At 67.9% G+C, this 13576-nt stretch carries 13 protein-coding genes; 4 read left to right on the top strand and 9 right to left on the bottom strand.

Annotation, left to right across the window (positions count from 1 at the left end):
• The first annotated feature begins 40 nt into the window (after positions 1–40).
• Both uxaC and ORG17_RS03750 read left to right on the top strand, forming a co-directional pair.
• Positions 41–1537 (top strand): glucuronate isomerase, encoded by a 1497-nt coding sequence (gene uxaC / locus ORG17_RS03755; RefSeq protein ID WP_214526638.1) that lies wholly within the window; start codon positions 41–43, stop codon positions 1535–1537.
• Positions 1538–1685: 148 nt separating this feature from the next.
• On the top strand, positions 1686–2285 hold the full coding sequence (locus tag ORG17_RS03750; protein WP_214526637.1) for a class I SAM-dependent methyltransferase: 600 nt from the start codon (positions 1686–1688) through the stop codon (positions 2283–2285).
• A 30-nt stretch (positions 2286–2315) separates the two neighbouring features.
• On the opposite strand, the gene ORG17_RS03745 is transcribed toward ORG17_RS03750, so the two are convergent.
• From ORG17_RS03745 to ORG17_RS03735, 3 genes are all read right to left on the bottom strand, one after another.
• Positions 2316–2693, bottom strand: coding sequence for a type II toxin-antitoxin system death-on-curing family toxin (locus ORG17_RS03745; protein ID WP_138802670.1), 378 nt, complete (start codon positions 2691–2693; stop codon positions 2316–2318).
• Positions 2690–2947, bottom strand: coding sequence for a ribbon-helix-helix protein, CopG family (locus tag ORG17_RS03740; protein ID WP_250892243.1), 258 nt, complete (start codon positions 2945–2947; stop codon positions 2690–2692). Before ORG17_RS03740 ends, ORG17_RS03745 begins: the two co-directional genes overlap by 4 nt.
• A gap of 122 nt (positions 2948–3069) precedes the next feature.
• Complete coding sequence (locus ORG17_RS03735) at positions 3070–3609, bottom strand: gluconokinase (protein WP_214526636.1); 540 nt, start codon at positions 3607–3609, stop codon at positions 3070–3072.
• 112 nt (positions 3610–3721) lie between these two features.
• Here ORG17_RS03735 and gndA point away from each other — a divergent pair, with 112 nt between their 5' ends.
• On the top strand, positions 3722–5179 hold the full coding sequence (gene gndA, locus ORG17_RS03730) for an NADP-dependent phosphogluconate dehydrogenase (protein WP_027464472.1): 1458 nt from the start codon (positions 3722–3724) through the stop codon (positions 5177–5179).
• A 99-nt stretch (positions 5180–5278) separates the two neighbouring features.
• Here gndA and ORG17_RS03725 read toward each other — a convergent pair whose 3' ends face one another.
• On the bottom strand, positions 5279–5998 hold the full coding sequence (locus ORG17_RS03725) for a hypothetical protein (protein ID WP_214526635.1): 720 nt from the start codon (positions 5996–5998) through the stop codon (positions 5279–5281).
• Positions 5999–6170: 172 nt separating this feature from the next.
• Here ORG17_RS03725 and ORG17_RS03720 point away from each other — a divergent pair, with 172 nt between their 5' ends.
• On the top strand, positions 6171–7805 hold the full coding sequence (locus ORG17_RS03720; RefSeq protein ID WP_214526634.1) for a molybdopterin-dependent oxidoreductase: 1635 nt from the start codon (positions 6171–6173) through the stop codon (positions 7803–7805).
• A 706-nt stretch (positions 7806–8511) separates the two neighbouring features.
• Here ORG17_RS03720 and ORG17_RS03715 read toward each other — a convergent pair.
• The 5 genes from ORG17_RS03715 to ORG17_RS03700 form a co-directional block, all read right to left on the bottom strand.
• On the bottom strand, positions 8512–9288 hold the full coding sequence (locus ORG17_RS03715) for a putative protein N(5)-glutamine methyltransferase (RefSeq protein WP_214526633.1): 777 nt from the start codon (positions 9286–9288) through the stop codon (positions 8512–8514).
• Positions 9285–9488, bottom strand: a complete 204-nt coding sequence (locus tag ORG17_RS18470; RefSeq protein ID WP_367616876.1) for a KTSC domain-containing protein — start codon at positions 9486–9488, stop codon at positions 9285–9287. Before ORG17_RS18470 ends, ORG17_RS03715 begins: the two co-directional genes overlap by 4 nt.
• A 1-nt stretch (position 9489) precedes the next feature.
• On the bottom strand, positions 9490–11193 hold the full coding sequence (locus ORG17_RS03710) for an ATP-binding protein (RefSeq protein WP_214526631.1): 1704 nt from the start codon (positions 11191–11193) through the stop codon (positions 9490–9492).
• 116 nt (positions 11194–11309) lie between these two features.
• On the bottom strand, positions 11310–12455 hold the full coding sequence (locus tag ORG17_RS03705; RefSeq protein ID WP_214526630.1) for an SIR2 family NAD-dependent protein deacylase: 1146 nt from the start codon (positions 12453–12455) through the stop codon (positions 11310–11312).
• A 132-nt stretch (positions 12456–12587) separates the two neighbouring features.
• The gene (locus ORG17_RS03700) at positions 12588–13565 is read right to left on the bottom strand and encodes a ribose-phosphate diphosphokinase (RefSeq protein ID WP_027464468.1); all 978 of its coding nucleotides are present in this window, start codon (positions 13563–13565) and stop codon (positions 12588–12590) included.
• Positions 13566–13576: the final 11 nt, after the last annotated feature.

Below are 13576 nucleotides of genomic sequence, written 5' to 3'. Positions count from 1 at the left end.
CTCGCCACCGGCGAACTCGCCGCCCCCGAAGGAGTTGATGATGACCCGCACCAGCACCCCCACCCGGCTCGCACCGCACCCCGACCGGCTGTTCCCCGCCGACCCCGGAGCACGAGCCGTGGCACGCACCGTGTACGAGGCGGTCAAGGACGCCCCGATCATCTCGCCGCACGGGCACGTCGACGCGGCGCTGATCGCCTCGGACCAGCCGTTCAGCGACCCCGCATCGCTGCTCATCACGCCCGACCACTACGTGCTCCGCCTGCTGCACGCGAACGGGGTGGACCTGGCCGCGCTGGGACGCACGGACCTGTCGGGGCCCCGCCCGGGCTCGCAGGCTCGCCCGGCGGCGTCGGCGCATCGCTGGCGCGATGCCGCTGAGCCGACGCCGCCAGGCCGCGCCGTCTGGCGGCAGCTGGCGGAGCACTGGGACGACTTCCTCGGGACCCCCGTGCGCTACTGGTTCGAGACGGAGCTGCACGACGTGTTCGGGCTCGAGCAGGCGCCGTCCGCCGCGAACGCGGACGACCAGTACGACCACATCGCCGGCCTGCTGGCGTCCCCCGCCTTCCGGCCGCGCGCGCTCTTCGACGCCTTCGGCATCGAGGTCCTCGCCACCACGGACGGCCCGGCGGACGACCTCGCTGCGCACGCGCAGCTCGCGGCGGACCCCGGCTTCACCGGCCGGGTGCTCCCCACGTTCCGCGCGGACGCCGTGTTCGACCCGACGCGGTCGGACTGGAGGCCCGTGGTCGCGTCGATCGGCGAGGCCGCCGGCATCGACACGGGCACCCACGCGGGGCTGCTGGCGGCTCTCCGCGCACGTCGCCACTACTTCATCGAGCACGGCGCGACCGCCACGGACACCGGGGTGCTCGACGCGGGCTCCGCTCCCCTGCCGTCGAGCGAGCGGGAACGCATCCATGCGGCGGCGCTGCGCGATGCGTCGTCGGTCACCGAGGCCGAGGCGACGGCGTACCGGCACGACATGCTCTACCGCTGGGCGGAGATGAGCGTCGAGGACGGCCTCGTCATGCAACTGCACCCCGGCGTGATCCGGAACCACCACACCCCGACGCTCGAGCGCTTCGGGCCGGACACCGGGCACGACCTGCCGGCCGTCGGGTCCTTCACCGAGCCGCTCCGGCCGCTGCTCGAGTCCTTCGGCACGGCTCCCGGTTTTCACCTGGTGCTCTTCACCGTCGACGAGACGGTCTTCTCGCGCGAGATCGGGCCGCTCGCGGGCTTCTACCCCGCCGTGTACGCGGGCGCGCCGTGGTGGTTCATCGACACCCCGGCGGCCATCGGGCGATACCGGTCGGCCGTCACCGACTCCGCGTCCTTCACCAAGACCTCCGGGTTCATCGACGACACCCGCGCGTACTGCTCCATCCCCGCGCGGCACGACATGGCGCGGCGGACGGACGCGGCGTACCTGGCGTCGCTCGTGGTCACGCACCAGATCTCCGAGGAGGACGCCGTCAGCACCGCCCGGCGCATCGTGTCCGACATCCCGCGGGCGACGTTCAAGCTCTGACGCGGGCGGGTGCGGGGCGGCGCGGCGCGGGTGGTGCGGCGTGGTGCTGCCGCGTGGTGCGAGGTTCCGTGCTCCGTGCGAGGGTTGCCGGGTCGCACGGAACACGGAACCTCGCACGGTTCGGCGCTGCGGCGGTACGGTCGGGCGCATGACGGAGCGGGTGACGGCGGCGTACAGCGCTCGGGCCGACGAGTACGCGGCGCTGCTCGGGTCGATGGACGCCGTCCACCCCGACGACCGAGCCCTCGTCGACGCCTGGGCAGCCGGTCAGAGCGGTGCCCTGGTCGACGCCGGGTGCGGCCCCGGTCACTGGACGGCGCACCTCGCACGGCAGGGGCACCGGGTCAGCGGCATCGACGCGGCGCCGGAGTTCGTCGAGCACGCACGACGGACGCACGGCGCCTCGGTCGACTTCCGGGTCGGGTCGCTCGACGCGCTCCCGCTCGCGGACGGCAGCGTCGACGGGGTCCTGGGCTGGTACTCGGTGATCCACCACGAACCGTCGCGGATCGGTGGGCCACTCGACGAGTTCCGTCGGGTGCTCACCCCCGGCGGTGGGTTGCTGCTCGGGTTCTTCGAGGGCGACGCGGTCGAAGCCTTCGACCACGCGGTCGTCACCGCCTACCGCTGGCCGGTCGCGTCCCTGGCGGCGCTGCTGGACGAAGCGGGCTTCGACGTGGTGGACGTCCACACCCGCACGGACCCGGGGCACCGGCCGCACGGGGCGATCAGTGCGGTGCGCCGCTGATCGCTGACCGTTCCCCGTCCAAGCGGCCGTTCAGGCGTCCGAGACCATCGAGCTCAGAGCCGCAGCGATCTCCGGTACGGCATCGAGTTCCCCTTCGGCGATCGCGACGATGAAGTCGTACGCCTGATCGTTCGAGGCGTGGAGCCGGACCCCGTTCACGCCGAGGAAGACCACGAGCAGCATCAGCCCGAGGCGCTTGTTGCCGTCGACCAGGGCATGGTTCCGGACGGCGGAGTGGACGAGCGCCGCCGCCTTCTCGACCAGCGTCGGGTAGGCATCGTTCCCGCCCACCGACGCGGCGGGTCGCGCGACCGCCGCCTCGAGCAGTCCGACGTCGCGGATCGCGTAGTCAGCCCCCAGGGTCCGACGAGCGACGTGCAACGCCTCGTCGGTCGTGAGGTGGATCACTTGCCGAGTCGTTCGAGCGCCTCTGCGTAGCGCGGGAGTTCTCGGTCGAGGACGCCGTCGATCAGATCGCTGCGGCTGTGCTGCTCGACGTACTCGCGGATGGCGGCGCGGGCGACTTCCTGCATCGAGCGCTCCTCGAGGTCAGCACGCTTGCGCAACGCCGCTGCCTCGGCATCGTCGAGTCGGAGGGTCATGGCCATGGGGTCGATGGTACCAAGAGTGGTATCTGAACGGGCTGCAGTGATCGTGGTCATGGAACGACGGTACGAGCGTCCGCCTCGAAGCAGACGGGACCGGGGATCGGTTGGGGATGGCGACGGCCGTGCTGCGCCCTGTGGAGGAACCGCCAGGATCCGTCGCAAGTCGTCGACGCTCGTCAGTCGGTGGTGACCGCGAGCGCGGCGAGGATCTCCTGCACGGTGTCGTCGACCGATCCGTCGATCGACACCGCGACGGCGGCCTCGTCGTGCTGCGGCCGCTCGAGGGTCGCGAACTGCGAGTCGAGCAGCGTCGTCGGCATGTACTCGTGCTGGCGGTGGGACTGCCGTTCGGCGATCAGGTCGCGCGACCCGTCGAGGAAAGCGATGACGAGACCCGGCGCCGACTCGCGCAGACGGTCCCGGTAGGCGCGCTTGAGCGCCGAGTTCGCCATCACGCACCGGGAGCCGCCCGATTCGACCGCGGCGATCCGCTCGGCGCAGGCGTCGATCCACGGCCAGCGGTCCTCGTCGGTGAGCGGGATGCCCTGCCGCATCTTCTCCTTGTTGGCGGCCGGGTGCAGGTCATCGGCGTCGACGAAGACGCACGGTTCACCCTGCGCGACCAGGGCGTCGGTGAGCGCCTGGCCGATGGTGGACTTGCCGGAGCCGGAGACCCCCATCACGAGGACGGGCGGGTGGACAGCGAGCTCGCTCATCCCTCCACAGTATTGATCCGGTGAACTCTGGTCCCCAGTTCCCGGAACACCTGTGCGGTCCCAGACCACCGGTCGTAGGTTGGGCGCCAACGTCAGGACAAAGGAGGCCCCCGTGGCAGACAACAACGGTCAGGCGAACATCGGAGTCGTGGGACTCGCAGTGATGGGATCGAACCTCGCCCGCAACCTCGCATCGCGCGAAGGCAACACGGTGGCGGTCTACAACCGCACGTACGCCCGCACCGAGGAGCTGCTCCAGGAGCACGGCGACGCCGGGTTCATCGCGTCCGAGGACATCGACGGGTTCGTCGCCTCGCTGTCGAAGCCCCGGACCGCCATCATCATGGTGCAGGCCGGCAAGGGCACCGACGCCGTGATCGGGCAGCTCGCCGAACGGTTCGAACCGGGCGACATCATCGTCGACGGCGGCAACGCGAACTTCCACGACACCATCCGACGTGAGCACGACCTGCGCGAGAAGGGGCTGAACTTCGTCGGCACCGGCATCTCCGGTGGTGAAGAGGGCGCGCTCAAGGGCCCGTCGATCATGCCGGGCGGCTCGAAGGAGGCCTGGGAGACGCTCGGGCCGATCCTCAAGTCGATCGCCGCGGTGGCCGAAGGCGAACCGTGCGTGACCCACATCGGCACCGACGGCGCCGGGCACTTCGTCAAGATGGTGCACAACGGCATCGAGTACGCCGACATGCAGCTCATCGCCGAGTCGTACGACCTGCTCCGTCGCGTCGGCGGACTCTCGGTGGAGGACCTGGTGCAGGTCTTCGACGAGTGGAACAAGGGCGACCTCGAGTCCTACCTGATCGAGATCACCGGCGAGGTCCTCAAGCAGCGCGACGCCGACACCGGCAAGCCGCTCGTCGACGTCATCCGTGACGCGGCCGGCTCGAAGGGCACCGGCGTCTGGACCGTGCAGAACGCCGTGGGTCTGGGCATCCCGGTGTCGGGCATCGGTGAAGCCGTGTTCGCCCGTGCGGTGTCGTCGAAGCCGACGCAGCGTGCCGCCGTGCAGCAGTCGGTCAAGAACCGTCCGCAGATCGCCGAGGTGCCGGACACCTTCGCCGACGACGTCCGTGCGGCGCTCTACGCTTCGAAGGTCGTCGCGTACGCACAGGGGTTCGACCTCATCATCGCCGGGGCGAAGGAGTACGGCTGGGACATCGACCTCGGCAACGTCGCGAAGATCTGGCGGGGCGGCTGCATCATCCGTGCCCAGTTCCTGAACCGCATCGTCGAGGCGTACGCCGAGAACCCGAAGCTCGAGTCGCTGCTGGTCGACCCGTACTTCGCGAACGCGGTGGCCGAGGGCGAAGCCGCCTGGCGCCGCATCGTCGGCATCGCGGCAGCGTCGGGCGTCCCCGCGCCGGGCTTCTCGTCCGCGCTGTCGTACTTCGACTCGCTCGCGTCCGACCGTCTGCCGGCGTCGCTGATCCAGGGCCAGCGCGACTTCTTCGGCGCACACACCTACCAGCGCATCGACAAGGACGGCACCTTCCACACGCTGTGGTCCGACGACGACCGCCGCGAGGTCGAACAGGAGCCGTCCACGCACTGACGACCGCGCCCGCTACCGCTGCCGCGCCCCTGCCGACCACCGTGGTCGGTGCGGGGCATCGCCAGGAGGGCCTCGCTGAACCCGGGGCCCTCCGCCGCGTCAGGCGACGATGCGTTCCCGTGCCAGGTCGGCGACGAGTCGGTCCAGCCGCGGACCGCGTCCGAGCAGCCGACGCGAACCCGGGGCCGTCCGGACGAAGAAGGTCGCCACGGCGGGGGTGTCGTCCGGTCGCACGTGGTGGATCGCCACCGCACACGCGCGGCGAGCACCACCGGAACCGCCAGGTCGCGGCGAGCCGCCGGGTCGCCCCGCGACGCCGTTCTCCGCTGCACCGCCGAGTCGTCCCGAGCCGTCCAAGCCCTCCGCCACGTCCTCGAGTCCGACGTGCACGACACGGCTCCACCGGATCACGAGCAGCCGGGTCGCCCGTCGTTCGTCGAGTTCCCACAGGGAGGCCTCGGTGGCGCCGAAGGCCCAGGTCACGCGCGAACCGAGGTGGGTGTCCGGACGGACCTCGTCGACGATGCCACGGAGTTCCGGTGTCGGCGCCGCCGGCACGAGCCACACCGTCGGGTCGATCCGCCGGATGGCGAGCGCGAGGGCTTCGTCCGCCTGCCGCCGCCGTGCCGTCGCGGTCCGCACGACGGCGACCACGATGACCACGACGCCGAGGGCGATCGCGCCGAACTCGACGATGCCGTACCAGGAGAGGTCGACGCCCGGCGCCGTCGAGACGACGACGATCCGGGTGATCAGGAGGACCAGCCAGACGGCGACGATCACCCAGCGCAGGGTGGCGAGTCGACGTGCCGGAGACATCGGTGTCCGCTGTGCACCGCGGGCACGACCGGACCGCGGGACACCATCCGGACGCTGCAGCACGGTCCGATCCTCCCACGAGCCGCGCGCCACCTGCTGGCCGAACCCGATGAACGCGCGGGGAAGCCCGCACACACAGCCCACGAGCGGCCGGGAGACCTACGCTCGGGCGGTGACCACCGAGACGACGGACGAACCGATCGGGCGATCGACGGCGGGTCCGTCGGACGGCCCGAGCGGGCCCGACGGCCCTGCGACCCGACGTTGGACGCTGATCGCCGCGATCGTCGGCGTCGTGGCCGCCGCCGCGTTCCTCGGTGTCGCCGAGTTCGGCGCGCTGCTGCTCGGCGGAGCGGGCAGCCCCCTGGTCGCCGTCGGGTCCGCCGTCATCGACCTCGCTCCCCCGGGTGCGAAGGACTTCATGGTCGCCGTGTTCGGCACCGCGGACAAGGTCGCCCTGTTCGTGCTCATGACGGTGATCGTCATCGCGATCAGTGCCGGTGCCGGTGTCCTCGAACGCGTGCGCCCACCCTTCGGCGCCCTCGTGTTCGCCGCCGGAGGTGTGCTGGCGCTGCTGGCCGTCAGCACCCGCTCGGGCAGCGGGACGCTCGACGGTGCCCCGACGGTCCTCGGCATCGCGGCAGCGGTGGTCGTCCTGCGCCTGCTGCTCCAGCGGCTGCGTCGGTGGGAGGCCGCGGCGACCGTGCCGACGGCGGCACCGCGACCCGCGTCGACGGAGCGCCGGACGTTCCTGGTCTGGGGCGTCGCGACGGCGACCGTCGCGGTCGTGGTGGGCACCGCCTCCCGGCTGGGGTCGTCCGCGATGCAGGCGGCCGCTGCTGCCAGGCGGGCCATCCGGCTGCCCGCCGCGGCGACCGCTGCACCGGCGGTCCCCGCGGGTGCGTCGCTCGACGTCGACGGCATCACCCCCTACATCACGCCCAACGCCGACTTCTACAGGATCGACACGGCGCTGCGCGTGCCGCAGGTCGATCCCGCCGACTGGTCGCTCCGCCTCCACGGTGCGGTCGAGCAGGAGATCACGCTGACGTGGGACGAGCTGCTCGCGCTGCCGCTCGAGGAGCACGTGGCCACCCTGAGCTGCGTGTCGAACGAGGTCGGCGGTGACCTCATCGGCACGGCACGCTGGCTGGGCTACCCCATCCGGAAGCTCCTCGCCCGGGCACGTCCGACGGGCGACGCCGACATGGTGCTCTCACGGAGCATCGACGGGTTCTCCGCCGGCACCCCGCTCGACGTGCTGCAGGACGACGGCACCGCGGCGCTGCTCGCGGTCGGGATGAACGGCGAGCCCCTGCCGACCGAGCACGGGTTCCCGGTGCGGATGGTCGTGCCGGGCCTGTTCGGGTACGTCTCGGCGACGAAGTGGGTCACCGAGCTCGAGGTCACCCGGTTCGCCGACGCGCAGGGCTACTGGACACCGCGTGGCTGGTCGGAGCGTGGCCCGGTCAAGCTCGAGTCCCGCATCGACACCCCGCGGAACGGGTCGACGGTGACCGCCGGCAAGCCGGTCGCGATCGCCGGGGTCGCGTGGCAGCCGCACAAGGGCGTGAAGGCCGTCGAGGTCCGCGTCGGAGACGGCAACTGGCAGCGCGCCGAACTCGCCGACTCGGTCTCTGCGGACACCTGGCGACAGTGGGTGGTGCGGTGGACGCCGGTCGCCGGCTCACACCGCATCGAGGTGCGCGCGACCAGTGCGGACGGCGAGGTGCAGACGAGCGTGGACCGGCCGCCGGCACCCAACGGTGCGACGGGCTGGCACACGGTCACGGTCGACGCGCGCTGACCGTCCGGGAGTGGGTCTGCGACACGCCCGCTGACTGCCGTCGAGGTGGCAGAACGCGTCGGTTCGTGGGCGCGCAGGCGACACTTCGTGCCACCTCGGCGAACCTGAGCGGCATGTCGTGACCGCCCACCGCTCGCGCGCTCCGGTCACCCGACGACCTGGAGGCCCGGTGCCGGCCCGCCCCGCCCCTCGCCCTGGTCGCGCGACACGCCACGTGCGTCACGCCGGGGTGCAGAAAGCGTCGGTTAGCAGACGCGCAGGCGACACTTCGTGCCGCCCCGGCGAACCTGAGCGGCATGTCGTGACCGCCCACCGCTCGCGCGCTCCGGTCACCCGACGGCCTGGAGGCCCGGTGCCGGCCCGCCCCGCCCCTCGCCCTGGTCGCGCGACACGCCACGTGCGTCACGCCGGGGTGCAGAAAGCGTCGGTTAGCAGACGCGCAGGCGACACTTCGTGCCGCCCCGGCGAACCTGAGCGGCATGTCGTGACCGCCCACCGCTCGCGCGCTCCGGTCACCCGACGGCCTGGAGGCCCGGTGCCGGCCCGCCCCGCCCCTCGCCCTGGTCGCGCGACACGCCGCATGCGTCACGCCGGGGTGCAGAAAGCGTCGGTTCGCAGACGCGCAGGCGACACTTCGCGCCGCCTCGGCGAACCTGAGCGGTGTGTCGTGACCGCTCGACGCCGGGGTTCGGCAGGCAGGCCGGAGTCAGGCAGGCAGGGTCGCGACGACGCAGGTGCCGTCGACCTCGGCGTCCCGCTCGACCACGGTGGAGAAGCCCGCGGCCGTTAAGGCAGCGGCGGACGCCTCGGCCTGGGCCTCGGACACCTCGATGACCACGGCGCCACCGGGACGGAGCCACTCCCCCGCACCCGCTGCGATCCGGCGGTGCAGATCGAGGCCGTCCACACCTCCGTCGAGGGCGACGCGGTGTTCGTGCTCGCGGGCCTCGGTCGGCATGAGTTCGATCGAGGCCGTCGGCACGTAGGGAGCGTTCACCGCGATGACCGCCACGGCGCCGCGGAACCGATCCGGCAACGGCGCGAACAGGTCACCCGCGACGACGATGCCGCGGTCGCCGATGTTCTCGGCTGCGACGTCGACGGCGTCCGGGTCGATGTCGGTGGCGACGAGGTCGAGCGCGCCGACCCGACCGAACAGGGCCACCGAGATCGCGCCGGCGCCACAGCACAGGTCGACCACGCGGTCGTAGCGCTGCAGCCGACGCGCAGCCTGCTCGACGACGACGGTGGTGCGGGCTCGCGGCACGAAGACCCCCGGGGTCACCCGGATGCGGTGCCCGTCGAAGGCGGCCCAGCCGAGCACGTACTCCAGCGGCTCACCGGCCAGCCGACGCTGCACGAGGGTGCGGAGTCGCACCGGCTCACCGTCACCGGCCTCGAGCAACAGGTCGGCTTCGTCCTCGGCGAAGACGCTCCCATTATTTCGCAGCCTTAAAGCGAGCGCCGCCCTCGCCTTGGTCAAAGTCTGTATGCCAAGTAGAACGGCTTAATGGACCGATGAAGATACACTCCCTTTGAAGCAGCACCGAGGAACTCATGCCATACAGCCTCTGGGACCCCGTGGTACTCGTAGGACGAGCCGTTTAGGAAATCCACCTGTAGCAATTCTGCGCCTGAATCATACCCTATGCTCGATATATTCGTGCTCTGTACGCCAATCATCTTAGGCATCGGTCAGCGGCTCCATCCTCTTGGTTCTCCACGCTTTCACGAGGGTCCCGTAGTACTTCGGATCTGGTCGCGCAGACTGCCACGCGGCTGGCATAGATGGGTCGTCACCCGTCGGCCGTTCTGGAGCGAGATACACCCGAACTCGCGACGGAACCTGCAGTGCCTCTCCCACCACAAGGCACTCCCCTGTCCGAAGCGAGGGAAGCATCGCAACGAGATTACCCAAATCGTCTGACACCGTCGCGGCAACTGCCCGTCTATCCGCACTATTGGTGCAACGAAGAGCAATAGTTGAACCGCACTGGCTAAGTACCCCCACGGCAACGTCGGATGCGCGTTGCGACACGAGCGCTAGGCCAACCCCGTATTTTCGTCCCTCGCGTGCGATTCGCTCAGCGACCTTACGGCTAAGCGTGATTTCTTCAGCGGGAACGTAGCGGTGGGCTTCATCAAGCACAATAAGAAGAGGCTGATTCTTCCCGCCGACCGGAAGGTGCAATCCCCAGTAAAGAGCTTCGTACACAATGTTCAGGATGGCACCAACTAGGAGAGGCCCCACCTCAGTGGGCACTGCAGAGACGTCGATCGCGGTTATCGGGCGATCATGCCCGACCCAATCGACCAGCAGTGCGTCAAGATCGCCGGAGCACTTGCCGTCGAGTTCAGGCTCGAACAAATCATCCGCGAAGACCGCACCGAATCGAGGGTCGAGGATCCTTGAGCGAAGAAGAGCCAGCTGCCTAGATATGTTCCGCCTGACTCGATTCGCAAAGGGAGCTGCGCTACCGCTAGCGGCGGGAGGGTAGATCGCCGCCTCTAAAGTAGCGGCTGATCCAGCGTCCTCAGGAATAGACATCGTGCTCTCGTCCTGCACCTGCATTTCTTGGAACGTTGCATTCTCCAAGCCATGCAGTTCGTACCAGAGCCGCCGAACACTGAACGGGATAGGTGAATCGGCCGTGATCGACTCGGGGCTGATCTCGAACTCATTCGAAAGCGCCGCTTGCTGCTTTAAGGACCGCACGCGCTCCCCCACGTACTCCAGGGCAGGATCAGGTAAGTTCCCGAATGCAATCGTCACAAATTCGCTTAGGCTCAGAGCCCAGTACGGTACTCGAAGCTGCCCGTGGCGTCCATCAGGGCCAGCCGAGAACACTTTCGCATGGGATTCCCCCAAGGCGGTGCCGTACTCCCCATGCGGATCGATCAGCAAAACTCGAGCGGCGGGCAGTTGCGATTCGGCTATTCGCCGCAGCAGAACCGTAACAAGGTTCGACTTTCCCGCACCCGTTGATCCCAGAATCGCGACATGCCGCGAGACCAACGCTGAGATATCCAGGCGTGCCGTCACGCCGGCTTGACCTGCTACCTCACCAAACGGAATCTTCCCAACACTTTCATCCGAGCCCCCGTAAATACCCTCAAGATCCGTTTCCCGAACTAGGTGCACCTCGTCACCAACAGTTGGGTATTGACCAACACCGCGTTCGAAATTCGTGCCTACTACCTCACCGAATAAAGTGACACGCATCCATCGGAAGCCCGGCTGATCGACCACCGGCGCGACCGCATGAGGGTTTTCCTCCCCAACGACACTGGTCACTTCACTCGCGCCCACTTGAGTGCACACAGCATACAGAGCTTTATAGCCCAGCACTACCTTGACGAACGCTCCTACCTGGCCGATCCGCTGCATCTGCCCCTCAACCATAACTAGCGTTGAAGGTACGTCACGAAGTCGTACCAGCAATTCTGCCCCGGTTACTGATTGCACCTCGCCGATGTGCGTAGCCGATCCCAAATGTCCACCTGTCATCGCGAAATCCGATCGAACAACCGTCCAAGAGTGGCAAAGTCTCCAAGATTGGACTTCACACCCTGCCCCGCATCGGATAGGAACTCGCTACTCGGATGATCGGCATCGAGCTTGGAAGTCCAGTTCGCGAGAACTCCTCCAACGACCGCGTTCCTCGCACCATATGCAACGATGTTGCGGCGTCGAGTCGCGACCTGGTGCAATTGCGAAGCAACTTCGATATCTTCGTACATCAGGGCAAACAAGTGAAGTCGCGGGTTATGCGAAAGCGCATCGAATATCACCTCGTTGATGTGCTGGTCGGAAAAAGAGTATCCGATCGCCACGAGTATTCCGTCTTCTTGCACGTTGAGAACGTCCCGGAACCTGTCGAGCATCGCAATATAAGGCTGCTTACGGGACTCATCATACTTCTGAGCACTCGGGAGGATCAGTTCTCCCGAACCCTCCGAATCGGTGCGGACGACACGAGAATCTCCTGCACGGTCTTGAATTAATCCCCAGCGGATCGAACCATGCATCTTCCAGAGCCTGGTCCAATCGAGTTTCGCCATCGGCCCGTTCAACCGCATACTTGCATCGTAGAAATACGGCATTGCAGACCCAACAAAGCCGTCGAAGATGGGGACACGATTCTCCTCGAGCGCTGTCTCGATAAGAACATCGTAGTTTGTAGTGAAAATCTCGATGGGACGCGTGCGACTGGTTCGCCCGACCCACTTAGCAAACGCGTCATGAGGGAGGCCTGTCGGGATGTTTCGGGGACTCACAGCAGCAACAATCGCACTCTGAATCTCCGCTTCCAATCTCTGAAGCTCTAACTCAGTGAGACCCAAAAAATCTTGTCCCTGTAGATCGATCGCTCGTAGCGCACGGACATTGCTGAGTATCTGTTCAATATTTCGTCTTGTCGCACCGGCAGGGCGCAGAACCTCCCAGGCGGCCTCGTACCGCGGGCCGAGAGATGTTACTACCCGTTCACATTGATCGGTGAGGGCGGCAACCGCAGGGATTAGGGACGTTCCTTGCACCCGCACCGCCGCGGACGCACCAGCCCCGAATAGAAACGACGTCATTTTGTCCGACGACGCAAGATGCTCGGTGAGCTTGCCGAGTTCGTTCTCGAATAGGTGATCTCCCACATGGAGATCATATTGATAATGTGAACAAATCTCAAGGGAGGTATCGTGATGATCAGCCGAGGACCGGTGCATTAGCGACAAGCCCGGGCTTACGGGACGATCGCTTGAACCGGCCCTCAGCCGACGAATCCGCTACGCTGCGCCGTCGAACATCGACGTCACGGAGCCGTCGTCGAAGACCTCGTGGATGGCACGGGCGATGAGCGGGGCGATCGGCAGGACCTCGAGGCGGTCCCAGCGCTTGTCCATCGGCAGGGGCAGGGTGTCCGTCACGACCACGCGGTCGATGAACTCGCTCTGCAGCAGCTCGGTCGCCGGGTCGGAGAAGACGGCGTGGGTCGCGGCGACGACGACACCGGTGGCGCCGGCGTTCTTGAGCGCCTCGGCAGCCTTGGCGATCGTGCGGCCGGTGTCGATGAGGTCGTCGACGAGCAGGCACACGCGTCCGCTGACGTCACCGACGATCTCGTGCACCGAGACCTGGTTCGGCACGAGCGGGTCGCGGCGCTTGTGGATGATGGCGAGCGGGGCGCCGAGCTTCTCGGACCAGATGTCGGCGACACGGACGCGGCCCATGTCGGGCGACACGACGGTGAGCGTCTTCGGGTCGAGGATCTGACGGAAGCGCTCGAGCAGCACCGGCATGGCGAACAGGTGGTCGACGGGGCCGTCGAAGAAGCCCTGGATCTGCGCGGCGTGCAGGTCGACGCTCATGATGCGGTGCGCGCCGGCGGCCTTGAACAGGTCGGCGACGAGGCGGGCCGAGATCGGCTCGCGGCCGCGGCCCTTCTTGTCCTGGCGGGCGTACGGGTAGAACGGCGCCACGACCGTGATGCGCTTCGCCGAGGCACGCTTCAGCGCGTCGACCATGATGAGCTGCTCCATGAGCCACTCGTTGATCGGCGCGGTGTGCGACTGGATGACGAAGGCGTCGCAGCCACGGACCGACTCGTCGAAGCGGGCGTAGAGCTCACCGTTCGCGAAGGTCCGGGCATCGGTCGGCACGAGGTCGACCCCGAGCTCCTCCGCGATCTCGGCAGAGAGCGCCGGGTGTGCTCGCCCCGAGACGAGGACGAGTCGTTTCTGGCCGGTTGTCTTGATTCCGGACAAGTGCGGTGCTC

The organism is Curtobacterium flaccumfaciens pv. betae, assembly GCF_026241855.1.
Classification (GTDB): Bacteria; Actinomycetota; Actinomycetes; order Actinomycetales; family Microbacteriaceae; genus Curtobacterium; species Curtobacterium flaccumfaciens.
This window is presented reverse-complemented; position numbering and strand designations above follow the sequence as displayed.